The organism is Streptomyces roseolus (assembly GCF_014649855.1).
In the GTDB taxonomy this organism is placed as follows: Bacteria; Actinomycetota; Actinomycetes; order Streptomycetales; family Streptomycetaceae; genus Streptomyces; species Streptomyces roseolus.
The window spans coordinates 393,353-414,728 of record NZ_BMTV01000001.1 but is presented as its reverse complement, the minus strand read 5'-3'; the positions used below and the strand labels follow the sequence as shown (position 1 = coordinate 414,728).

Genomic DNA, 21,376 nt, shown 5'->3' with positions numbered 1-21,376 from the left:
TTGAATGACTTCAATGGTGGGTCGGCGGCCCGTATGGTGTCAACCCTGTGGATAACCGCCTGCTCCGATCGGGGCGCAGACGAGCGGGGCACTCGGTGGGACGGGATCGGGTCGGGAAGCCCGGGATCGGGGTGGGATGAGCGCGCACATCGACGGCAGCGCGGAGCGGCGGCCGACCGGGGGGATCCTGGCGCTGTCCATGCCGTACCAGGTGGTGGCGGCGGTGGCGCTGGCCTCCCTGGCGGTGCTCGCGGGCCTCCACCTGGCCATGGTCTTCCTGCACGTGGCGCCCTCGAACACGATCACCAAGCAGCACGGCCAGGCCGTCGACGACTGGATCTACCCCGAGTTCGAGCAGAACTGGAAGCTCTTCGCGCCGAACCCGCTCCAGCAGAACGTCTCGGTGCAGGTCCGCGCCGAGGTCACCGGCGCCGACGGCGCCCGCCGCACCACCGGCTGGATCGACCTCACCGCCCAGGACGTCGAGGACATCCGCGGCAACGTCTTCCCGAGCCACACCCAGCAGAACCAGCTGCGCCGGGCGATCGACTGGTACGGCAACGCGCACGACGACGAGGGCCGCCCCAAGGGCATGCGGGGCCGGCTCTCGGAGGAGTACATGCGCCGGATCGTGCTGACGCGCATCGAGGGTCCCGGGGCGCGCGCGGACGTCGGCGGGACGGTGGAGCGGATCCAGCTGCGCCGCACGGTCACCCCCGTGGCCTCCCCGCACTGGAGCACCGAGAAGCGCTCCACCCAGCCTTCGAGCCGGCTGATGCCCTGGTGGGAGATCACCGACGCCGACCGCAGCCGCACGGAGACGAGCCGATGAACGCCCCCAGCCGCACGGAGTCCCGCCGATGACCGTCCCCAGCCCCGCACCGGCCGCGGCCCCGGCGCGCGTGCCCTTCGACCGCAAGCTGGCCCGGGCGGCGCAGACCGTCACCTCGCGCGCCCTGGGCCCGTACCAGACCGCGATCGTCCGGATCGGCTTCTCGCTGACCTGGCTGTTCTTCCTGGTGCGGGAGTTCCCGCACCGGCACGAGATGTACGGCCCCGACGGCCCCTGGTCGTTCGAGCTGGCCCGCCGGCTGATCGCCGACAACCGCGCGTTCACGGTCCTCATGTGGTCCGACGGGCGTCTCTGGTTCGAGGTGGTCTACGGCCTGGCGGTCGTCGCCGCCGTGCTGCTGCTCCTCGGCTGGCACACCCGGGCCGTGTCGGTGGTCTTCATGGTCGGCGCGCTGTCGCTGCAGAACCGGTCCGTCTTCCTCGGCGACGGCGGCGACAACGTGGTGCACCTCGTCTCGATCTACCTCACGCTGCTGCGCTGCGGCCAGGTGTGGTCCCTCGACGCCCGGCGGGCGGCCCGCGAGGCGGCCCGGGGCGAGGAGGCCCGGGGCGAGGAGGCCCGGGGCGAGGAGGCCCGCCGACGGGTCGAGCTCGCGGGCCCCGCCCTGTGGGTCGTCCTCGGCGGGTTCCTGGTCGCCGCGACCTGGTTCAGCCCGGTCACCGGCGAGTGGTGGGTCTACGTGCTGCTCTGGGTGCTCTGGCTCGGGCAGGGCCTGTGGTGGCTCGTCGAGCAGTACGCGCCCGGCGAGCCCCGCGTCCTCCTGGACGTGCTGGCGAACCTCGCCCACAACGCGGCCCTCGTGGTCCTCATGGCCGAGGTCTGCCTGATCTACGCCACCGCCGGCTGGTACAAGATCCAGGGCTCGCGCTGGCAGGACGGCACCGCGCTCTTCTACCCGCTGCACCTGGACTACTTCACGCCTTGGCCGGCGCTCTCCGAGCTCCTCGCCTCCAGCGGGATCATGGTCATGCTGCTCAGCTACGGCACGGTGATCGTGCAGGTCGCCTTCCCGTTCACGCTGTTCCACCGCAAGGTGAAGAACGTCCTGCTCGTCGCGATGATGCTGGAGCACGCGGGCATCGCGCTGCTGCTGGGCCTTCCGGCCTTCTCGCTGGCGATGATCGCCGCCGACGCCGTCTTCCTGCCCACCGTCTTCCTGGTGTGGCTGGGCGCGCGCGCCACCCGGGGCCGGGACCGGCTGCTGCGGCGGAGGCCCGCAGCGGCGGATCTCCCCCCGCAGCGCCCCGCGCGGGACGGGGAGCCGGGCGGGGAGACGGGCGGCGAGGCCGCTCCCCGTACCCTCGTCGGGTGAGCACCACCGAAGAGAACCCCGTCCCGGCCGGGGCCGAGCCGCTTCAGTACGACGAGGGGTACGGCCCCGAGGTCGGTGTCGGCCCGCACCCCGAGCCGTGGCCCGAGGACCCGCGCTACGACCGCGAACTGCTGGCCGGGGGCGACCGGCGCAACGTCGTCGACGCCTACCGGTACTGGACGCGGGAGGCGATCGTCGCCGACCTCGACACCCGCCGGCACGACTTCCACGTGGCCGTGGAGAACTGGGGCCACGACTTCAACATCGGGTCCGTGGTGCGCACCGCCAACGCCTTCCTGGCCAAGGAGGTGCACATCGTCGGGCGCCGCCGCTGGAACCGGCGCGGCGCCATGGTCACCGACCGCTACCAGCACGTGCGGCACCACCCCGACACCGAGGCGCTCACCGCCTGGGCCGCGGCCGAGGACCTGCCGATCATCGGCATCGACAACCTGCCGGGCTCGGTGCCGCTGGAGCGGACCGTGCTCCCCCGCCGCTGCGTCCTGCTCTTCGGACAGGAGGGCCCGGGGCTGACCGAGGAGGCCCGCCGCCACGTGCGGACCGTCTGCTCGATCGCCCAGTTCGGCTCCACCCGGTCGATCAACGCCGGGGCGGCCGCCGCGATCGCCATGCACGCCTGGATCCAGCGCTACGCCGACGTGCCGGCCCCCGAGTAGGGACCGGCACGCCGGGACGGGCCGCCGGGTCAGGCCTGGCGGCGCACCTCGACCACCCGGAAGCGGTTGGAGACGAAGGCGCCGTCGCACAGCGCCGCGTTCGCCGCCGGGTTGCCGCCCGAGCCGTGGAAGTCGGAGAAGGCGGCCGTCTGGTTCACGTACACCCCGCCCGTGAGGTTGAGCGAGAGCTGCGCCGACTCGTCGAGGCAGATCTCCTCGACGGCCCGCTCGGTGTCGGCGGAGGTCGTGTACGCGCCCACCGTCATCGCGCCCTTGTCGCGGATCGTGCGCCGCAGCAGCTCCAGGCCGTCGGCCGTGGAGTCGACCGAGACGGCGAAGGAGACCGGGCCGAAGCACTCGGAGAGGTACGCGGCCTCCGCGTCCGGCTTGGAGCCGTCCAGCTTGACCATGACGGGGGTGCGGACGACGGCCTCCGGGAAGTCCGGGTGGGCGACCTCGCGGGAGGCCAGGGCGACCTCGCCGAGACCGGCGGCCGCCTCCAGGCGGGCCTTCACGTCCGGGTTCACCAGGGCACCGAGCAGGGCGTTGGCCCGGGCGTCGTCGCCGAGGAGGCCGCCGACGGCGGCGGCCAGGTCGGCCACCACCTCGTCGTAGGACTTGGGGCCCTGGTCGGTGGCGATGCCGTCGCGGGGGATCAGCAGGTTCTGCGGGGTGGTGCACATCTGGCCGCTGTACAGGGACAGCGAGAACGCCAGGTTGGACAGCATGCCCTTGTAGTCGTCGGTGGAGTCGATCAGGACCGTGTTGACACCGGCCTTCTCCGTGTAGACCTGCGCCTGGCGGGCGTTGGCCTCCAGCCAGTCGCCGAACTCGGTGGAGCCGGTGTAGTCGATGATCCGGATCTCCGGGCGGACCGCCAGGGTCTTGGCGATGCCCTCGCCCGGACGCTCGGTGGCCAGCGCCACCAGGTTCGGGTCGAAGCCGGACTCGGCGAGGACCTCGCGGGCGATCCGCACGGTCAGCGCCAGCGGGAGGACCGCGCGCGGGTGGGGCTTCACCAGGACCGCGTTGCCCGTCGCGAGGGAGGCGAAGAGGCCCGGGTAGCCGTTCCACGTCGGGAAGGTGTTGCAGCCGATGACCAGGGCGACGCCGCGGCCGACCGGGGTGAACTCCTTGGACAGCTCCAGCGGGTCCCGCTTGCCCTGCGGCTTGGACCAGGCGGTCCGGCCGGCGGGGGTGCGGGTCTGCTCCTCGTACGCGTACGCCACCGCCTCCAGGCCGCGGTCCTGCGCGTGCGGGCCGCCGGCCTGGAACGCCATCATGAACGCCTGGCCGCTGGTGTGCATGACCGCGTGGGCGAACTCGTGGGTGCGGGCCGAGATCCGGGACAGGATCTCCAGACACACCAGGGCGCGCGTCTCCGGCCCGGCGTCCCGCCAGCCGGGCAGGCCGGCGCGCATCGCGGGCAGCAGCACGTCGACGTCCGCGTGCGGGTACTCGATGCCGAGCGCGGGGCCGTACGGCGAGATCTCGCCGCCGGTCCAGCCGTCGGTGCCCGGCTGGTCGAGCTCGAAGCGGCCGTTCAGCACCGCTTCGTGGGCGGCCAGGCCGGCGGCCGCGTCCAACGAGCCGTCCGCGCCGTACGCCTTCGGATGCTCGGGGTGGGGCGACCAGTAGGCGCGGGTGCGGATGGTGGCGAGGGCCTGATCGAGTGTGGACCGGTGCTTCTCGGCCAGAACGTCGGTGATCGGCTGGGCGGTGGCCATGGATGGACCAACTCCTCGTCGAGCTGGGCAGGGAGACGCGTACGGAGTTAGAGTAACCGAACGATCGGTCGGGACAAGGGGGTCCGTCGATCCTGTGGAAAACCCATCGGGGAGGATCACTCCTATGAGCTTCGGCAGCGAAGCGGACACGCGGGTCAACGGAACCGTCAGGGGGAGCGCCACCATGGACGACGCGAGCACGGCGGGCGAGGCGATCGGGCGGGACCGGACCGTCGCCGTCGTGGGCACCGGCACCATGGGCCAGGGCATCGCGCAGGTGGCACTGGCCGCCGGCCATACCGTACGGCTCCACGACAGCGCCCCCGGCCGCGCCGCCGAGGCCGTCGCCGCGATCGGCGCCCGCCTGGACCGGCTCGTCGAGAAGGGGCGGATGACGGCCGTCGACCGTGAGGCCGCCGGAGGCCGGCTGCACGCCGCCGCGGATCTCGCCGAGCTCGCCGACGCGGCCCTCGTGGTCGAGGCGATCGTCGAGGACCTGGCGGTCAAGAAGCGGCTCTTCGCCGACCTGGAGGAGGTCGTCGCCGACGACGCCCTCCTCGCCACCAACACCTCCTCGCTCTCCGTCACCGCCATCGCCGGGGGCCTGCGGCTGCCCGGCCGCTTCGTCGGCCTGCACTTCTTCAACCCGGCGCCGCTGCTCCCCCTCGTCGAGGTCGTCCGCGGCTTCGCGAGCGACGAGACCGCCGCCACGCGCGCGTACGAGACGGTGAAGGCCTGGGGCAAGACGCCGGTGCGCTGCGCCGACACCCCGGGCTTCATCGTCAACCGCATCGCCCGGCCCTTCTACGCCGAGGCCTTCCGGGTGTACGAGGAGGGCGGCGCCGACCCCGCCACGATCGACGCGGCGCTGCGCGAGTGCGGCGGCTTCCGGATGGGCCCCTTCGAGCTGACCGACCTGATCGGGCAGGACGTCAACGAGGCCGTGACCCGCTCCGTGTGGGAGTCCTTCTTCCAGGACCCGAAGTTCACGCCCTCGCTGGCCCAGCGCAGGCTGGTCGAGTCGGGGCGGCTCGGCCGGAAGTCGGGCCACGGCTGGTACCCGTACGCGGAGGGCGCCGAGCGGCCCGCGCCGCACACCGCGCCGCCCGCGAAGGCGCCGGAGCGGATCACCGTCCGCGGCGGCCTCGGACCGGCCGAGCCGCTGGTGGCGCTCTTCGAGGCGGCGGGGATCGCCGTGGAGCGTGAGGAGGGGGAGGGGGGCGACGGCCGCGTCGTCCTTCCGGGCGGTGCCGAGCTCCACCTCGCCGACGGCGAGGCCTCCTTCCCGTACCAGCGGGAGATCGTCTACTTCGACCTCGCCCTCGACTACGCCGCCGCCGGGCGGATCGTGCTGGCGGCCCGGGACGGCATCGCGCCCGAGGTCCTCGGCGAGGCGGTCGGGCTCTTCCAGGCGCTCGGCAAGCAGGTCTCCGTCATCGGGGACGTCCCCGGCATGATCGTCGCCCGGACGGTCGCGATGCTCGTCGACCTCGCCGTCGACGCCGTCGACCGGGGCGTCGCCACGGCGGAGGACGTCGACACGGCGATGCGGCTCGGAGTCAACTACCCGGTCGGCCCCCTGGAGTGGGGGGCCCGGCTGGGCCACCGGCGGGCGGCGATGCTGCTGGACGCCCTGCACGGCCGGTACCCGACGGGCCGGTACGCCCCGTGCCCCGGTCTCGCACGCCGGGCGTACGCCGAGGAGGAGGCACGATGACGACGGCCAGACGCGACACGTACACCCCCGAGACGCTGCTCTCGGTCGCGGTGCGGGTCTTCAACGAGCGCGGCTACGACGGCACCTCCATGGAGCACCTGTCCAAGGCCGCCGGGATCTCCAAGTCCTCGATCTACCACCACGTGACGGGCAAGGAGGAGCTGCTGCGCCGGGCGGTCAGCCGGGCGCTCGACGGGCTCTTCTCGATCCTGGAGGAGCCGGGCGCGGTGCGCGGGCGCGCGGTGGAGCGGGTCGAGTACGTCACCCGGCGGACCGTCGAGGTGCTGATAGCCGAGCTGCCGTACGTGACGCTGCTGCTGCGGGTGCGGGGCAACACCGCGACCGAGCGGTGGGCGATGGAGCGGCGCCGGGAGTTCGACCACCGGGTGGCCGAGCTGCTCGGGGCGGCCGCCGCCGAGGGCGACCTGCGGTCCGACGTGGACATCCGGCTCGCGACCCGGCTCCTCTTCGGCATGATCAACTCGCTGGTGGAGTGGTACCGGCCGCATCCGGACCAGACGGAGCGCGACCAGCTCGCCGAGACCGTCGCCCACCTCGCCTTCGACGGGCTGCGGAAGGCCCGCTGAGGGCCGGGAGATGTACGCCCCCTGAGGGTGGGGAGGCGTACGCCCCTGAGGGTGGGGAGGTGTACGCCCGCTGAGGGGTGGGCGGCGTACGCCCCCCGAGGGTGGGAGACGTACGACCACCGAGGCCTGGAGGCGTACCAGAGGGTCCGGCCGAAGAAGAGGGCCCCGGATCCGTTCCGGGGCCCTCTCGGCGCGCCCGGGGGCCGGAACGGATCCGGCGGCCCCTTTCCGTGGCCGGGGCCTCAGGGCCCCTTTGCCGCCCCGGGCCTCAGGGGCCCTTTTCCGTGACCGGGGCGTCAGGGCCTCGGGTCGGCGTTCAGGTCCATCTCGTCGAAGACGAGCAGGGTGCGGGTGGACAGGACCTCGGGGATGGCCTGGAGGCGGGTGAGGACCAGCTCGCGCAGGGTCCGGTTGTCCGGGGTGTGGACCAGCAGCAGGACGTCGAAGTCGCCGCTGACCAGCGCGATGTGCGCGGCTCCGGGGAGCGCCTTGAGCTGCTCGCGGACCGTGCGCCAGGAGTTCTGGACGATCTTGAGCGTGATGTAGGCGGAGGCGCCGTGGCCGGCCCGTTCGTGGTTGACGCGGGCGCTGAAGCCGCGGATCACGCCGTCGTCGATGAGCCGGTTGATGCGCGCGTACGCGTTGGCCCGGGAGACGTGCACCCGCTCGGCCACGGAGCGCACCGAGGCGCGGCCGTCCGTCTGGAGCAGTCGCAGGATGTCCCGGTCTATCGCGTCCAGCGGGCGCGCCGGGGCGGCGTGCGCCGGCGTGTCCGAGGGGGCGCTCAGCATCTCGCCCGTCGCGTCCCCGGCCGACTCGTCCGGGGCACCGCCCCGGGCGACGGCCATTTGTTCATCCGCCATGTGCCCCCGCCTCTCTCCGGTGGACGACCTGCCTCTATCCCAGGCCGTGGAGAACCGTTTGTCCACAGGCTGGAGGTGCCTGTAGCCAAAATGCCTCCACGACCGAACAATCGGTAGGTGAGGCGCGCCACACCCGCGCCACCCGCCTTCGGGTCTTATGCCCGCTCCCACGAGGAGGTGGACTCGTTGCAACAGCGCAGTTCGACAGTCCAGGAGCCGCTCGCCGAGACGGCCTACCGGCCCACGCCGCCGCCCGCCTGGCGGCCGCGGACCGATCCCGCCCCGCTGCTGCCCGACGCCGAGCCGCTGCGCGTGCTCGGCACGGACGCGGTCGCCGACGCCGACCCCGCGCTGCTGCGCCGGCTCTACGCGGAACTGGTCCGCGGCCGCCGGTACAACGCCCAGGCGACCGCCCTGACCAAGCAGGGGCGGCTCGCGGTCTACCCCTCCACCACCGGCCAGGAGGCGTGCGAGGTCGCCGCCGCCCTCGCCCTGGAGGAGCGGGACTGGCTCTTCCCGTCCTACCGGGACACCCTCGCGGCCGTCGCCCGCGGCCTCGACCCGGTGCAGGCGCTGACCCTGCTGCGCGGCGACTGGCACACCGGCTACGACCCGCGGGAGCACCGCGTGGCGCCGCTGTGCACCCCGCTCGCCACCCAGCTGCCGCACGCCGTCGGCCTCGCCCACGCGGCCCGCCTCAAGGGCGACGACGTGGTCGCGCTCGCCATGGTCGGCGACGGCGGCACCAGCGAGGGCGACTTCCACGAGGCGCTGAACTTCGCCGCCGTCTGGCAGGCGCCGGTGGTCTTCTTCGTGCAGAACAACGGCTTCGCGATCTCCGTGCCCCTCGCCAAGCAGACCGCCGCCCCCTCCCTCGCCCACAAGGCCGTCGGCTACGGCATGCCGGGCCGCCTGGTCGACGGGAACGACGTGGTCGCCGTGCACCAGGTGCTCACCGAGGCCGTGGCACGCGCGCGTCGCGGCGGCGGTCCGACCCTGGTGGAGGCCATCACCTACCGGATCGACGCCCACACCAACGCCGACGACGCCACCCGCTACCGCGCGGAGGGCGAGGTCGAGGCCTGGCGGGCGCACGACCCGGTGCTGCTCCTGGAGCGCGAACTGACCGAGCGGGGCCTGCTCGACGAGGACGGCCGCCGCGCCGCGGCCGAGGCCGCCGAGACGATGGCGGCGGAGCTGCGCGAGCGGATGAACGCCGACCCGGTGCTCGACCCGATGGACCTCTTCACCCACGTCTACGCCGAGCAGACCGCGCAGCTGCGCGAGCAGGCGGCGCAGCTGCGGGCCGAACTCGAAGCGGAGGGCGAGAGCCGATGACGACGGCGACGACCGGCGCGGCCGCCAAGGCGGCGGGCCGGACCAAGCCGGCCACGATGGCGCAGGCGCTCCAGCGCGCCATGCGCGACGCGATGGCCGAGGACCCGACCGTCCACGTGATGGGCGAGGACGTCGGCACCCTCGGCGGGGTCTTCCGGGTCACCGACGGGCTCGCCAAGGAGTTCGGCGAGGACCGCTGCACGGACACGCCGCTGGCCGAGGCGGGCATCCTCGGCACCGCCGTCGGCATGGCCATGTACGGCCTGCGGCCGGTGGTCGAGATGCAGTTCGACGCGTTCGCCTACCCGGCGTTCGAGCAGCTCGTCTCGCACGTGGCGAAGATGCGGAACCGCACCCGCGGCGCGATGCCGATGCCGATGGTCATCCGGGTGCCGTACGGCGGCGGGATCGGCGGCGTCGAGCACCACAGCGACTCCTCCGAGATCTACTACATGGCCACCCCGGGCCTGCACGTGGTCACCCCCGCGACCGTCGAGGACGCCTACGGCCTGCTGCGGACGGCGATCGCCTCCGACGACCCGGTCGTCTTCCTGGAGCCCAAGCGGCTCTACTGGTCGAAGTCCGACTGGTCGCCCGAGGCCCCCGCGCGCGTGGAGCCCATCGGCAAGGCCGTGGTCCGCCGGCCCGGCACCAGCGCCACCCTGATCACCTACGGTCCCTCGCTGCCGGTCTGTCTGGAGGCGGCCGAGGCGGCCACCGCGGAGGGCTGGGACCTGGAGGTCGTCGACCTCCGCTCGCTCGTGCCCTTCGACGACGAGACCGTCGCCGCGTCGGTGCGGCGCACCGGCCGCGCCGTCGTGGTCCACGAGTCCGGCGGCTTCGCCGGCCCCGGCGCGGAGATCGCCGCCCGGGTCACCGAGCGCTGCTTCCACCACCTGGAGGCGCCGGTGCTGAGGGTCGCGGGCTTCGACCTCCCCTACCCGCCGCCGATGCTGGAGCGGCACCACCTGCCGGGCGTCGACCGGGTCCTGGACGCGGTCGCCCGCCTCCAGTGGGAAGCGGGGAACTGATGGCACAGGTCCTGGAGTTCAAGCTGCCCGACCTCGGTGAGGGACTCACCGAGGCGGAGATCGTCCGCTGGCTGGTGGCCGTCGGCGACGTCGTCGCGATCGACCAGCCCGTCGTCGAGGTCGAGACCGCCAAGGCGATGGTGGAGGTGCCGTGCCCGTACGGGGGCGTGGTCACCGCCCGCTTCGGCGAGGAGGGCACCGAACTGCCCGTCGGCGCGCCGCTGCTGACGGTCGCGGTCGGAGCGTCCGGCGACGCGGGGACGGGGGCGGAGCCCGCCGAGCCCGCGACCGCGTCCCCGTCCGGGATCGCGTCCGCGCCCGGCGCCGAGGCGGCCGGGGCGGCCGGGTCGGCGGTGTCCTCGGAGTACTCGGGCAACGTGCTCGTCGGCTACGGCACGGCGGGCCCCGCGGCCCGGCGGCGCCGGATCCGCCCCCAGTCCCCGGTCGTCGCGCAATCCACGCCGAACGCGACGGCCGGTCCCGCCCCGACGGCCCCCGCCGCGCCCGCCCCGGCGGCGACGGCGGCGGTGGGCGCCGTGCGGCCCGAGGGCCCGGTCCCCGTCATCTCCCCGCTGGTGCGGAAGCTCGCCCGGGACCGGGGGCTCGACCTGCGGGAGGTGCGCGGCTCGGGACCCGAGGGCCTGATCCTGCGCGCCGACGTCGAGCGGGCCCTCACCGCGCGCGAGACGCCCGCGGCACCGGCGGCGCAGGCGGCACCCGCCGTGGCCGCGCCGGCCGCCGCCGTCCCCGGCGCCGAGCGGATCCCGCTGCGCGGGCTGCGCGGAGCCGTCGCCGACAAGCTCTCCCGGAGCCGTACGGAGATCCCCGACGCGACCTGCTGGGTGGACGCCGACGCCACCGAACTCATGGCGGCGCGGGCGGCGATGAACGCGGCGGGCGGGCCGAAGATCTCGCTCCTCGCCCTCCTCGCCCGGATCTGCGTCCACGCCCTGGGCCGCTTCCCCGAGCTGAACTCCACCGTGGACACGACCGCCCGGGAGATCGTCCGGCTGCCCCAGGTGCACCTCGGCTTCGCCGCCCAGACCCCGCGCGGGCTCGTCGTCCCCGTGGTCAGGGACGCCGGGACCCGGACCGCGGAGTCGCTGACGGAGGAGTTCGCCCGGCTCACCGAGACGGCCCGGCAGGGCACGCTCACCCCGGCCGACCTCACCGGCGGCACCTTCACCCTCAACAACTACGGGGTGTTCGGGGTGGACGGCTCCACGCCGATCGTCAACCACCCCGAGGCGGCGATGCTCGGCGTCGGACGGATCATCCCCAAGCCCTGGGTCCACCAGGGCGAACTGGCCGTCCGTCAGGTGGTGCAGCTCTCGCTCACCTTCGACCACCGCGTCTGCGACGGCGGTACGGCCGGCGGCTTCCTCCGGTACGTCGCGGACTGCGTCGAACAGCCGGCGGTGCTGCTCCGCACGGTCTGACCGCCGCCGCCCCCGACGCCGGGGCACCGGCCCGTCTCATCCAGGGGACCGGCCGGGCGGGCGTCGGGGGCGGCGGACCATACTGCTGGGGTGACCACCGCATTCGACGCCGTCGTGCTCGCCGGGGGCGCCGCGCGGCGCCTCGGCGGTGCGGACAAACCAGGGGTACGGGTCGGCGGGCGCACCCTGCTCGACCGGGTGCTCGCCGCCTGCTCCGGGGCGCGCCGGACCGTGGTCGTCGGCGACCCGCGCCCGACGGTCCGGCCCGTCGGCTGGACCCGCGAGGAGCCGGCCGGGACGGGGCCGGTGGCCGCCCTCGCCGCCGGCGTCACCGCGCTCGGCGCCACCGCGCCCGGGGACCCCGGAATCCTGCTCGTGCTCTCCGCAGATCTGCCCTTCCTCGGCGGGGGGACGGTGCTGCGGCTCCTCGCCGCGCTCGACGCCGGGCCGGGGGCCGAAGGGGCGCTGCTCGTCGACGGGGACGGACGGGAGCAGCCGCTCGTCGCCGTCTACCGGGCCACGGCCCTGCGCCGGGAGCTCGACGGGCTCCGACGGGCACACGGGGAGCTCGACCACCTGCCGCTGCGGACGCTCGTCGGCGGGCTGCGGCTCGTCCGGGTCCCGGTGGGAGCGGAGGAGCCCGCGGCCTCGTTCGACTGCGACACCTGGGAGGACATCGCCACGGCCCGGGCGCGCATCAGGGACCATGGATCCGTGCTGGACGAATGGATCACCGCAGTCAAGACCGAACTGGGCATCGACCTGGACGTCGACACCGGCGTCCTGCTCGACCTGGCCCGGGACGCCGCCCACGGCGTCGCCCGCCCCGCCGCGCCCCTGACGACCTTCCTCGTCGGCTACGCGGCGGCCAAGGCCGCGCAGGGCGGCGCCGTCCCCGCCGAAGCCGTGGCCGAGGCCTCCCGCAAGGCCGCCGCCCTCGCCCTCCGCTGGGAAGCCGAGCAGGCCGAGCCGGCCGGGCAGGCCGGACGGGCCGAGCCGGCCGGGCAGGCCGGGCAGGCGAAGCGGGATGACAAGAACGAGGCCGGATGACCGCCGGACAACCCGCCCCGCCCCCCGCCCCCGCGCAGGCCCCCGCGCGGGCCCACGGGCACCATCGCGCCACCCCCTGGCCCGAGGCTCGCGCCCTCGCCGCCCGGGCGGGCAGCGCGGCGCGGGCGGCGGGGGAGCGCCCGGCGGTGCGCGTGCCGCTCGGGCAGGCGCTCGGACGCACCCTCGCCGAACCGCTGCGGGCGCTCACCGACCTGCCGTCCTTCGACAGTTCCGCCATGGACGGCTGGGCGGTCGCGGGACCGGGGCCCTGGACGGTGCGCGAGGAGGCGGTGCTCGCGGGGCACGCCGGAGCCGCCGCCCTCGCCCCCGGGCAGGCCGTACGGATCGCCACCGGCGCCCGCGTCCCCGCCGGCACCACCGCCGTCATCCGCGCCGAGCACTCCCGCACCGAGGACGCCCACGGCGGGCACTCCGGCACCGGCCCCGCCCACGGCGAGGACCCCCGCACCGAGGACGCCGGCGGCGCGGACCCCCGCACCGCCCCCGAGGCCGGAACGGTTCTGCTGTACCCCCTCCGGGAGGTCGTGACCGGGCAGGACATCCGCCCCCGGGGCCAGGAGTGCCGGGCCGGCGACGAACTGCTGTCCGCCGGCTCCCCCGTCGGCCCCGCCGTCCTCGGCCTCGCCGCCGCCGCCGGATACGACGAGCTCGCCGTGGCGCCCCGCCCCCGGGTGGAGGTTCTCGTCCTCGGCGACGAACTGCTGACGGCCGGGCTCCCCCACGACGGGCTGATCCGCGACGCGCTCGGCCCGATGCTCGGGCCCTGGCTCACCGCCCTGGGCGCCGAGGTCCTGGCGACCCGCCGGATCGGCGATGACGCCGAGGCCCTGTACACGGCCGTCACCACGTCCGCCGCCGACCTCGTCGTCACCACGGGCGGCACCGCCGCAGGACCCGTGGATCACGTCCACCCGGTTCTCGACAAGGCCGGCGCGACCCTGCTGGTCGACGGGGTGAAGGTCCGCCCCGGCCACCCCATGCTGCTCGCCCGGCTGGACGCGGGACGCCATCTGGTCGGGCTGCCGGGCAACCCCCTGGCCGCCGTCTCCGGCCTCCTGACCCTCGCCGCGCCCCTCCTGGCCGCCCTGGCGACGCCCCCGCGCGAGTCCCCCGCCGCCGCCCCGTACGAGCCCCCGGCCGACGCCGCACCGGGCGGTTCCCCGACGGCCGCCGCGCCGGGCGACTCCCGGGCGCCCCTCCGCGACCCCGTGCAGGGCCACCCGTACGACACCCGGCTGGTGCCCGTCGTCCACCGGGACGGGCTCGTCGTGCCCCTGCGCTACCAGGGGCCGGCCATGCTGCGGGGCATCGCCGCCGCCGACGCCATGGCCGTGGTGCCGCCCGGCGGAGCCGAGCCCGGACAGCGCCTTGAGCTGCTCGCCCTCCCCTGGCCGACCGAGCCGCCGTTCGCTCAAGGAGCATGTTTCACGTGAAACTTCCCAGCCGTGACGTCATGGCCCGCCACGCAGACGAGAAGGTGACCGGTGCGCGGATCCATCTGCCCAGCCGCTCCGTGGACCCCCTCCGGCAGGTCGCCCGGCGTCTCCTCATGGCCCTCGGAGTGCTGTTCCTGACGGTCCTGATCGTCTACGTGGACCGCGACGGCTACCACGACAACGCCAACGAGACCGTCGACTTCCTCGACTGCGCCTACTACGCGACCGTCACCCTCTCCACCACCGGATACGGCGACATCGTCCCGTTCAGCGACTCCGCGCGGCTCGTCAACATCCTGGTGATCACGCCCCTGCGCGTGCTCTTCCTGATCATCCTGGTCGGTACCACTCTCGAGGTCCTCACGGAAAGGACCCGGGAGGAGTTCCGCCTCAAGAAGTGGAGGTCCCACTTGCGCGACCACACCGTGATCGTCGGCTTCGGGACGAAGGGGCGGTCCGCGATCCAGACCCTCTGTGCCACCGGCCTCCGCAAGGACCAGATCGTCATCGTCGACCCCTCCGGCAAGGTCATCGAGGCCGCCAACCTCGACGGCTTCGTCGGCGTCGTCGGCGACGGCACCCGCAGCGACGTCCTCATCAGGGCCGAGGTCCAGAAGGCCCGCCAGATCGTCATCGCCACCCAGCGCGACGACACCGCCGTCCTGGTCACCCTGACCGCGCGCCAGCTCAACCGGGGCGCGAAGATCGTCGCCGCCGTCCGCGAGGAGGAGAACGCGCCGCTGCTCCGCCAGTCCGGCGCCGACGCGGTCATCACCAGCGCCTCCGCCGCCGGCCGGCTCCTCGGCCTCTCCGTGCTCAGCCCCAGCGCGGGCACCGTCATGGAGGACCTGATCCAGCAGGGCTCCGGCCTCGACCTGGTCGAGCGCCCGGTGACCAAGGCGGAGGCGGGCCGCAGCGTCCGGGAGACCGACGACCTGGTGGTGAGCGTGCTGCGCGGCCACCGGCTGCTCAGCTACGACGACCCCGCGGCCAGCCCCCTCCAGCTCACGGACCGGGTCATCACCATCGTCCGGGCCACCCCCCGGATCCCGCTCACCACGCCGCCGGAGGACTGAGCGCCCCCGGCGGACCGGGAGTAGCCTCGCGCCCATGCATGCGATCACGATTCCGGAAGCCGGCGGCCCCGAGGCCCTCGTCTGGGCCGAGGTGCCCGATCCCGTGCCCGGCGAGGGCGAGGTCCTCGTCGAGGTGGTGGCGAGCGCCGTGAACCGCGCCGACGTCCTCCAGCGGCAGGGCTTCTACAACCCGCCGCCCGGCACCTCGCCCCACCCCGGCCTGGAGTGCGCCGGACGCGTCGCCGCCCTCGGTCCCGGGGTCTCCGGCTGGTCCGTCGGCGACGAGGTCTGCGCCCTGCTCGTCGGCGGCGGCTACGCCCAGCGGGTCGCCGTCCCGGCCGGCCAGCTGCTCCCGGTCCCGAAGGGCGTCGACCTGGCCACGGCCGCCGCGCTCCCCGAGGTCGCCTGTACGGTCTGGTCCAACGTCTTCATGATCGCCCACCTGCGGCCCGGGGAGACGCTCCTCGTGCACGGCGGGGCGAGCGGCATCGGCACGATGGCGATCCAGCTGGCCAAGGCGGTCGGCGCGAAGGTCGCCGTCACGGCGGGCGGACCGGAGAAGCTGGCCCGCTGCGCCGAACTCGGCGCGGACGTGCTGATCGACTACCGCACCCAGGACTTCGTGGAGGAGCTCCACAAGGCCACCGACGGGGCCGGCGCGGACGTGATCCTGGACATCATGGGCGCCAAGTACCTGGACCGGAACATCCAGGCCCTCGCGGTCAACGGTCGTCTGGTGGTCATCGGCCTCCAGGGCGGCGTCAAGGGCGAGCTGAACCTCGGCGCGCTCCTCGCGAAGCGGGCCGCCGTGATGGCGACGACCCTGCGCGCCCGTCCGCTCCAGGAGAAGGCGGCGATCGTCGCGGCCGTCCGCGAGCACGTCTGGCCCCTGGTCGAGGGCGGCACGGTCCGCCCGGTCGTCGACCGGACGCTTCCGATGCGGGAGGCCGCCGAGGCCCACCGGGTCCTGGAGTCCGGCGCCCACGTCGGCAAGGTCCTGCTGCTCGCGCCGTAGACGCCGGGCGGTACGCGAGAGGGCCCGGCGCGTCCGAAGCGCCGGGCCCTTCCTCGTACGACCGCCCTACAGGTGGCCCTTCCTCGTACGACCGCCCTACAGGCGGCCCTTCCTCGTACGACCGCCCTACAGGTACGGCCCCGAGCCGACCGCACGGCCGTGGCCGCGGCCACCGGGCTCGTCGTCGTCCTCGTGCGAGGCGCCGGGGGGCAAGGCCCGCCGCATCTGCTCCAGTTGGGCGCGGGCCGCCATCTGCTGGGCGAACAGCGCCGTCTGGATGCCGTGGAAGAGGCCCTCCAGCCACCCGACCAACTGGGCCTGCGCGATGCGCAGTTCCGCCTCGGAGGGGATGGCCTCGTCGGTGAAGGGGAGCGAGAGCCGCTCCAACTCCTCGACGAGCTCCGGCGCGAGGCCGTCCTCCAGCTCCTTCACCGAGCTGGCGTGGATCTCCTTCAGCCGGACCCGGCTGGCCTCGTCGAGAGGTGCCGCGCGGACCTCCTCCAGAAGCTGCTTGATCATGCTGCCGATCCGCATGACCTTCGCCGGCTGCTCGACCATTTCCGTCACCGGGACCTCACGGGGTTCGTCGTCGCCCTGGGCGCCGCCGAGAGCCATCCCGTCCTGTCCCACGATGAGGACCTGGGGGCTCTCCGGCGACCTGTCATTCCTCGGCATCTCCATGCCGCCATTCTCTCGCACACACGCTTCACCACCAGGTGTGCCCGGGGAGAAGGGTGATCCACCCTTCTCCCCGGGCACGGTCGGCCGCGGAAAGTCGTCAGGTCGCCTCGCGGCGGGCCACCGCCCCCTTCGAGCGGGTCACCAGGGCGGCGAGCAGCGCCGCGCCGAGCGGGACGACGACGAGCAGGGCCGCGAGCGTCTCCCAGGGGATCACGATCGGCACGTACGGCGGGGTGAGGTCGCTGCCCCAGCCCTCCGCGAGGATCTGCTCGTGGAAGCGGATCTGCTCGCGCTCCTCGGTGAGCCGCAGCCCCATCGCGGGGAGCAGTCCGGCGAGCGAGCCGAGGACGACGCCCATCGCGGCGACCACCCCGCACTGGAAGCCGCTGAGGGTGCGGCGGACGCGCGGCGGGGCGCCGACGGCGGCCAGCGTCTTCAGGTCGGCCTCGGCGTCGGCCTGGGCGAGGCCGGTGGCGATGCCGGCGGCGCCGATGGTGACCAGGCCGGCGAAGACGGTCAGCGCGAGGAGGAAGATGCTGTCGTCGGAGACGTACCCCTCCTCCACGGTGAGGTCCACCCCGGCGCCGAGGCCCGCCAGTTCGGCGTCGAGCTTCTGGCGCTGCTCGCTGCTCGGCAGGGCGTCGGTGCTGAAGTAGGCGCCGACGGGCACGGTGGCGAGGCCGGCCGCCTTGGCCGCCGCGGGGGTCATGAGGACCTGGAGGCCGTAGGACTTCGGATCGCCCGACACCAGGTGGGCGGGGATCCGGGAGACCTTGCCCGGGGAGGGCTTGCGCGCCATCGAGGCCTGCTCGGCGGCCTTCAGGTCGGTGACCTGCTTGATGCCGATCGTGCCGTCCTTGTCCACCAGGGGCCGGGAGAGGACGACGGCCTTGCCGTCGGCGAGGGCCCGGACGGCGCCGGGGTCGTCGATGCCGAGGACCTTCAGGAGGCGGTCGTCGCCGACGAGGAGTCCGCCGTCGACGTAGACCCCGCCGCCGCCCGAGGTCTCCTTGCAGCGCCAGTCCTCGCGCAGCAGCTTCCGCCGCTGCTCGGGGGTGAACTTCTCGGACGGGTCGCTGCCGTCGGCGGTGGCCGCCCACATCGGGCACTCGTTGGCGGGCGGCAGCATCAGCTCGTACTGGCCGCAGCCGTCGCCGCCGCCCCAGGCCGGGCAGCCGGGCTTGCCGACGGCGACGCGGGAGACGTCGGCGCGGGTCTCGACCGAGAAGTAGCGCTGGACGGCGTCGGCGACGGCGGGGACGTCCCGGCCGCCCTCCTCCATCTGGAAGAAGGAGACGGCGCCGTGCGGCAGGCTGGCGGTGTACTCGGCCCGGTACTGGGCGTCGCTGCTCGACGTGTACGTGGCGACGGCGACGGTGCCGGCGACGGCGGCGAGGACGGCGGCGACCGCCGGAGCCGTACGGCCCCGGTTGCGGACGGCGTCGCGGAGCGCGAGCCGCGGGGAGAGCGGCAGCCAGCGGCCGACCCGCCCGAAGAGCCCGACGATGGCGGGGGTCATGGCGACCACGCCCAGCTCGGCGATGGCCGAGCCGCCGGCGACGATGGCGAACTGGTCGGTGACGACGGAGCCGTAGAGGGCGATCGCCGCGCCGAGGAGCAGCGCGATCAGGCCGACGACGGGCAGCACCTTGCTGGTGGAGCGGACGCCGCGGCGGCCGGTGAGCGAGGCGAGCACGGTCTGCCGGGAGGCGGTCACGGCCGGGACGATCGCGGCGAGCAGACCGGTGAGGACGGCGAGCAGCGCGATGCCGAGGAGTTCGAGCGGCCGGACGTCGAAGGCGCCGAACCGCTGCCCCATGAAGTCCTCCAGGAACGGCTGGAGGACGAGGGTGAGGACCAGGGCGAGCACCGTGCCGACGACGGCGGCGGAGACGCCGATGACGAGGCCGCCGCTGAGGACGATGGCGCGGATGTGGCTGCGGGAGCCGCCGTTGGCGCCGACCAGGCCGAGCTGGCGGCGGGAGCGGCGGGCGCCGACCGCGAACGCGGGGCCGGCGAGCAGGCAGATCTCCAGCATCGCCAGGCCGACGACGGTGGCGAGGGAGGCGAGGAGCATGGCGTCGGCGCCGTCGCTGGACCGGAAGTCGCCCCAGCCCTCCTGCTGGTAGAGCGGGACCTCGGAGTCGGCGGGCGGGTCGAGCCGGACGGCCCGGGAGGCGACCGAGACGCCCTTGGCGTTGATCGCCTGCACGTCGTTCCACGTGAAACCGCCGGGGCGCTGCACCAGGTACGAGGTGGTGGAGCCGGGCGCGAGCGCCCCCGCCTTCTCCGCGGCCTTCCCGTACGGGGCGAGGAAGGCCCCGGGCAGTGCGGTGATCTGGGCGGTGTCGAGTTCGTCCGGCAGCTCGTAGGAGCCCACGATCCGGTACGGACGGTCGAAATTGCGAGCGGAAACGGTCGAGCCGACGGAGAGCCCGCTCTTCTCCAGGAACGCGGAGGTGGCGATGACCTCGTCGGCCTTCCGCGGGTGGTGCCCGTCGAGGAGCGTCGTGATGCCCCGGGCCATCGGGTCGTCGGTCTTCAGCTCCCGGACGTCGGTCTGGAGCAGGCCGTGCACGGTGGTCAGCTTGGCCGCGCCCTGGGTGTCGGTGATCCAGCGGGCGCCGTCCGGTATGACCTTGCCGGGGTCGGTGGAGCCGCTCGGCCAGGGCTCGTTGTCCGCCGGTTCCTTCGCCGGGTAGACGTTGTCGCCGTCGGGCGACTGGTGGACCGGGACCCCGCCGAAGCCGGGGTCGCGGAAGGCGGCGTCGGCGGCGCCGATCGACCGCTCCAGGCGTTCGGTGACGGAGAGTTCGGAGCTGCGGATGGTGAGATCGGCGGCGCTGACCCCGAGGATGGGCAGGGCGATCATCGCGAGGACGAGCGAGCTGCGGCCCTTGGCGCGCCAGGCGTCGCGGCGGGCGATGCGGATCGCCGCCCGCCAGGAGTGGAACCAGGTCTTCACGCCTCGGCCACCCGGCCCGTCAGGAGGGAGTCGGCCTCGCTGCGCACGGTCTGGTCGACGATGGCGCCGTCGCGCAGGAAGACGACCCGGTCGGCCCAGGCGGCGAAGCGCGGCTCGTGGGTGACGAGGACGCCGGCGGCGCCCGCGTCGCAGCGGGCGCGGAGCAGGGCGAGGACGGACTCGCCGGTCTCGGAGTCGAGGGCGCCGGTGGGCTCGTCGGCGAGGACGAGACGGCGGTCGCCGACGAGGGCGCGGGCGATGGCGACGCGCTGCTGCTGGCCGCCGGACATCTCGTCGGGGAAGCGGTCGGCGAGGTGCCCGAGCCCCATCTCCTCCAGTGCGGCGAGGGCTTCCACGCGCGCCTTGCGGGCGGACATGCCGTCGAGCTCGCGCGGCAGGGAGACGTTCTCGGCGGCGGTCAGCGCGGGGATGAGGTTGTAGTCCTGGAAGACGTAGCCGACGCTGCGGCGGCGCAGGGCGGCGAGTTCCTTCACCCCGGCGGTGGTGATGTCGGTGCCCTCGACGACGACCTGTCCGGAGGTGGGGGTGTCGAGGCCGCCGGCGATGGTGAGGAGCGTGGACTTGCCGGAGCCGGACGGCCCCATGACGGCGACGAGTTCGCCGGGGTGCACGTCGAGGTCGATGCCGCGCAGGGCGTGCACCTCGGTGGCGCCGGACCCGTGGACCCGGGTCAGGTTCTGCAGGCGCAGCACGGGCTGCGCGGCGAGCGGTGTGGACATGAAGGGTCCCCCTAGGGTGCGCGGAGAGCGCACGGTGAACGGTGTGATGGAAGAAGACGGAGTCGTACGGGGGCTCAGGCCCTGGTCAGCGGGCCCGGCCCTCGGCCCGGCCCCCCGGCGCCACCCCCGACCCGGCCCCCACGCCCCCGCCTCCCGTCCCCGCCCCGGGCCCGGGCCGGGCCCCCGTGTTCCCGGGCCCCCTCTCGGAGGCGGGCGCGTGCGCGGCGGCGGTGGGCGGAGGGGCGGTGGCGGAGAGGCGGATCAGCCGGGACTCGCAGTGGTCGAGCCAGCGGGCCTCGGCCTCGGTCTGGAAGATCAGCTGTTCCAGGACGAGGAGCCAGGCGATGTCGTCGCGTTCGCGGCTGCCGGTGCCTTCGAGCGCGGTGAGGGCCTGGGCCTTGAGGCGGGTGTAGTCCTGCATGGCCTTCACGGTGTGGCGGCGCTGGGACTGGATGACCTCGCGGATGTCGACGCCGGGTGCCCCGACGGCCATGGCGAGCTTGATGGCGAGCTCGTCGCGGGCGGGGCTGGTGCGGTCCACGGGCCGTTCGAACCAGGTGCGCAGCTCGGTGCGGCCGGCGTCGGTGATCGCGTAGAGCGCGTGGCCGGCGCCGTCCTCGCCGTTCTGGGCCACGAGGCCGTCCCGTTCGAGCCGGCCGAGGGTCGTGTAGACCTGGCCGACGTTGAGGGGCCAGGTGGAGCCGGTGCGGGACTCGAACTCGGTGCGCAGCTGGGAGCCGTAGCGGGGGCCGTGTTCGAGGAGGGCGAGGAGCCCGTGGCGGATCGACATACCGAGTATGTATACCGGGTATGTCAGGGGCGGCAACCGTCCTGAGGGGGAGGCGGAG

At 74.3% G+C, this 21,376-nt stretch carries 18 protein-coding genes; 12 read left to right on the top strand and 6 right to left on the bottom strand.

Going from position 1 to position 21,376, the window contains the following annotated elements:
• Positions 1-136: 136 nt before the first annotated feature.
• From IE245_RS01945 to IE245_RS01935, 3 genes are read left to right on the top strand one after another with little or no spacing between them, the layout of a single operon-like run.
• Positions 137-832 carry a DUF5819 family protein gene (locus IE245_RS01945; RefSeq protein WP_229851034.1) on the top strand — a complete coding sequence of 232 codons (696 nt, stop codon included), beginning with the start codon at positions 137-139 and terminating at the stop codon, positions 830-832.
• A gap of 28 nt (positions 833-860) precedes the next feature.
• Positions 861-2,165 carry an HTTM domain-containing protein gene (locus IE245_RS01940; protein ID WP_229851033.1) on the top strand — a complete coding sequence of 435 codons (1,305 nt, stop codon included), beginning with the start codon at positions 861-863 and terminating at the stop codon, positions 2,163-2,165.
• A complete protein-coding gene (locus IE245_RS01935; RefSeq protein ID WP_189944792.1) occupies positions 2,162-2,842 on the top strand; it encodes a TrmH family RNA methyltransferase in 681 nt (226 codons plus the stop codon). The genes IE245_RS01940 and IE245_RS01935 overlap by 4 nt, the downstream gene beginning before the upstream one ends.
• A 29-nt stretch (positions 2,843-2,871) precedes the next feature.
• Here IE245_RS01935 and paaN read toward each other — a convergent pair whose 3' ends face one another.
• On the bottom strand, positions 2,872-4,569 hold the full coding sequence (gene paaN / locus IE245_RS01930; RefSeq protein WP_189944791.1) for a phenylacetic acid degradation protein PaaN: 1,698 nt from the start codon (positions 4,567-4,569) through the stop codon (positions 2,872-2,874).
• Between the two features lie 184 nt (positions 4,570-4,753).
• Here paaN and IE245_RS01925 point away from each other — a divergent pair, with 184 nt between their 5' ends.
• Both IE245_RS01925 and IE245_RS01920 read left to right on the top strand, forming a co-directional pair.
• Entirely contained in the window at positions 4,754-6,286 is a 1,533-nt protein-coding gene (locus tag IE245_RS01925; RefSeq protein ID WP_189944852.1) for a 3-hydroxyacyl-CoA dehydrogenase, read from the top strand.
• Positions 6,283-6,873, top strand: coding sequence for a TetR/AcrR family transcriptional regulator (locus IE245_RS01920; protein WP_189944790.1), 591 nt, complete (start codon positions 6,283-6,285; stop codon positions 6,871-6,873). The genes IE245_RS01925 and IE245_RS01920 overlap by 4 nt, the downstream gene beginning before the upstream one ends.
• 296 nt (positions 6,874-7,169) lie before the next feature.
• Here the strand turns inward: IE245_RS01920 and IE245_RS01915 are convergent, their stop codons facing one another.
• On the bottom strand, positions 7,170-7,664 hold the full coding sequence (locus tag IE245_RS01915) for an Lrp/AsnC family transcriptional regulator (RefSeq protein WP_189944851.1): 495 nt from the start codon (positions 7,662-7,664) through the stop codon (positions 7,170-7,172).
• Positions 7,665-7,922: 258 nt separating this feature from the next.
• Here IE245_RS01915 and pdhA point away from each other — a divergent pair, with 258 nt between their 5' ends.
• The 7 genes from pdhA to IE245_RS01880 all read left to right on the top strand — a co-directional run bounded on the left by pdhA (position 7,923) and on the right by IE245_RS01880 (position 16,142).
• Entirely contained in the window at positions 7,923-9,074 is a 1,152-nt protein-coding gene (gene pdhA, locus IE245_RS01910) for a pyruvate dehydrogenase (acetyl-transferring) E1 component subunit alpha (RefSeq protein ID WP_206325192.1), read from the top strand.
• Positions 9,071-10,105 (top strand): alpha-ketoacid dehydrogenase subunit beta, encoded by a 1,035-nt coding sequence (locus IE245_RS01905; RefSeq protein ID WP_189944789.1) that lies wholly within the window; start codon positions 9,071-9,073, stop codon positions 10,103-10,105. The genes pdhA and IE245_RS01905 overlap by 4 nt, the downstream gene beginning before the upstream one ends.
• Complete coding sequence (locus IE245_RS01900) at positions 10,105-11,544, top strand: dihydrolipoamide acetyltransferase family protein (protein WP_189944788.1); 1,440 nt, start codon at positions 10,105-10,107, stop codon at positions 11,542-11,544. The genes IE245_RS01905 and IE245_RS01900 overlap by 1 nt, the downstream gene beginning before the upstream one ends.
• Positions 11,545-11,634: 90 nt before the next feature.
• Positions 11,635-12,594, top strand: coding sequence for a DUF6457 domain-containing protein (locus tag IE245_RS01895; protein ID WP_189944787.1), 960 nt, complete (start codon positions 11,635-11,637; stop codon positions 12,592-12,594).
• Positions 12,591-14,048, top strand: coding sequence for a molybdopterin molybdotransferase MoeA (locus tag IE245_RS01890; RefSeq protein WP_189944786.1), 1,458 nt, complete (start codon positions 12,591-12,593; stop codon positions 14,046-14,048). The genes IE245_RS01895 and IE245_RS01890 overlap by 4 nt, the downstream gene beginning before the upstream one ends.
• Positions 14,036-15,127 carry a potassium channel family protein gene (locus tag IE245_RS01885; RefSeq protein ID WP_189944785.1) on the top strand — a complete coding sequence of 364 codons (1,092 nt, stop codon included), beginning with the start codon at positions 14,036-14,038 and terminating at the stop codon, positions 15,125-15,127. Before IE245_RS01890 ends, IE245_RS01885 begins: the two co-directional genes overlap by 13 nt.
• A gap of 34 nt (positions 15,128-15,161) precedes the next feature.
• On the top strand, positions 15,162-16,142 hold the full coding sequence (locus IE245_RS01880) for an NAD(P)H-quinone oxidoreductase (protein ID WP_189944784.1): 981 nt from the start codon (positions 15,162-15,164) through the stop codon (positions 16,140-16,142).
• A 126-nt stretch (positions 16,143-16,268) separates the two neighbouring features.
• On the opposite strand, the gene IE245_RS01875 is transcribed toward IE245_RS01880, so the two are convergent.
• The 4 genes from IE245_RS01875 to IE245_RS01860 all read right to left on the bottom strand — a co-directional run bounded on the left by IE245_RS01875 (position 16,269) and on the right by IE245_RS01860 (position 21,318).
• A complete protein-coding gene (locus IE245_RS01875) occupies positions 16,269-16,823 on the bottom strand; it encodes a bacterial proteasome activator family protein (protein WP_189944783.1) in 555 nt (184 codons plus the stop codon).
• Positions 16,824-16,920: 97 nt separating this feature from the next.
• A complete protein-coding gene (locus tag IE245_RS01870; protein ID WP_189944782.1) occupies positions 16,921-19,788 on the bottom strand; it encodes an FtsX-like permease family protein in 2,868 nt (955 codons plus the stop codon).
• On the bottom strand, positions 19,785-20,528 hold the full coding sequence (locus IE245_RS01865) for an ABC transporter ATP-binding protein (protein ID WP_189944781.1): 744 nt from the start codon (positions 20,526-20,528) through the stop codon (positions 19,785-19,787). The genes IE245_RS01870 and IE245_RS01865 overlap by 4 nt, the downstream gene beginning before the upstream one ends.
• An 85-nt stretch (positions 20,529-20,613) precedes the next feature.
• The gene (locus IE245_RS01860) at positions 20,614-21,318 is read right to left on the bottom strand and encodes a PadR family transcriptional regulator (protein ID WP_189944780.1); all 705 of its coding nucleotides are present in this window, start codon (positions 21,316-21,318) and stop codon (positions 20,614-20,616) included.
• Positions 21,319-21,376 lie beyond the last annotated feature (58 nt).

What these genes read in the sequence shown, in the direction of transcription:
- IE245_RS01920 (WP_189944790.1), top strand. Translation starts at nt 6,283, where the DNA reads ATGACGACGGCCAGACGCGACACGTACACCCCCGAGACGCTGCTCTCG.
- IE245_RS01885 (WP_189944785.1), top strand. Translation starts at nt 14,036, where the DNA reads ATGTTTCACGTGAAACTTCCCAGCCGTGACGTCATGGCCCGCCACGCA.
- IE245_RS01900 (WP_189944788.1), top strand. Translation starts at nt 10,105, where the DNA reads ATGGCACAGGTCCTGGAGTTCAAGCTGCCCGACCTCGGTGAGGGACTC.
- IE245_RS01880 (WP_189944784.1), top strand. Translation starts at nt 15,162, where the DNA reads ATGCATGCGATCACGATTCCGGAAGCCGGCGGCCCCGAGGCCCTCGTC.
- IE245_RS01890 (WP_189944786.1), top strand. Translation starts at nt 12,591, where the DNA reads ATGACCGCCGGACAACCCGCCCCGCCCCCCGCCCCCGCGCAGGCCCCC.
- IE245_RS01915 (WP_189944851.1), bottom strand. Translation starts at nt 7,664, where the DNA reads ATGCTGAGCGCCCCCTCGGACACGCCGGCGCACGCCGCCCCGGCGCGC.
- IE245_RS01925 (WP_189944852.1), top strand. Translation starts at nt 4,754, where the DNA reads ATGGACGACGCGAGCACGGCGGGCGAGGCGATCGGGCGGGACCGGACC.
- IE245_RS01905 (WP_189944789.1), top strand. Translation starts at nt 9,071, where the DNA reads ATGACGACGGCGACGACCGGCGCGGCCGCCAAGGCGGCGGGCCGGACC.
- IE245_RS01945 (WP_229851034.1), top strand. Translation starts at nt 137, where the DNA reads ATGAGCGCGCACATCGACGGCAGCGCGGAGCGGCGGCCGACCGGGGGG.
- IE245_RS01865 (WP_189944781.1), bottom strand. Translation starts at nt 20,528, where the DNA reads ATGTCCACACCGCTCGCCGCGCAGCCCGTGCTGCGCCTGCAGAACCTG.
- IE245_RS01875 (WP_189944783.1), bottom strand. Translation starts at nt 16,823, where the DNA reads ATGGAGATGCCGAGGAATGACAGGTCGCCGGAGAGCCCCCAGGTCCTC.
- paaN (WP_189944791.1), bottom strand. Translation starts at nt 4,569, where the DNA reads ATGGCCACCGCCCAGCCGATCACCGACGTTCTGGCCGAGAAGCACCGG.
- IE245_RS01860 (WP_189944780.1), bottom strand. Translation starts at nt 21,318, where the DNA reads ATGTCGATCCGCCACGGGCTCCTCGCCCTCCTCGAACACGGCCCCCGC.
- IE245_RS01940 (WP_229851033.1), top strand. Translation starts at nt 861, where the DNA reads ATGACCGTCCCCAGCCCCGCACCGGCCGCGGCCCCGGCGCGCGTGCCC.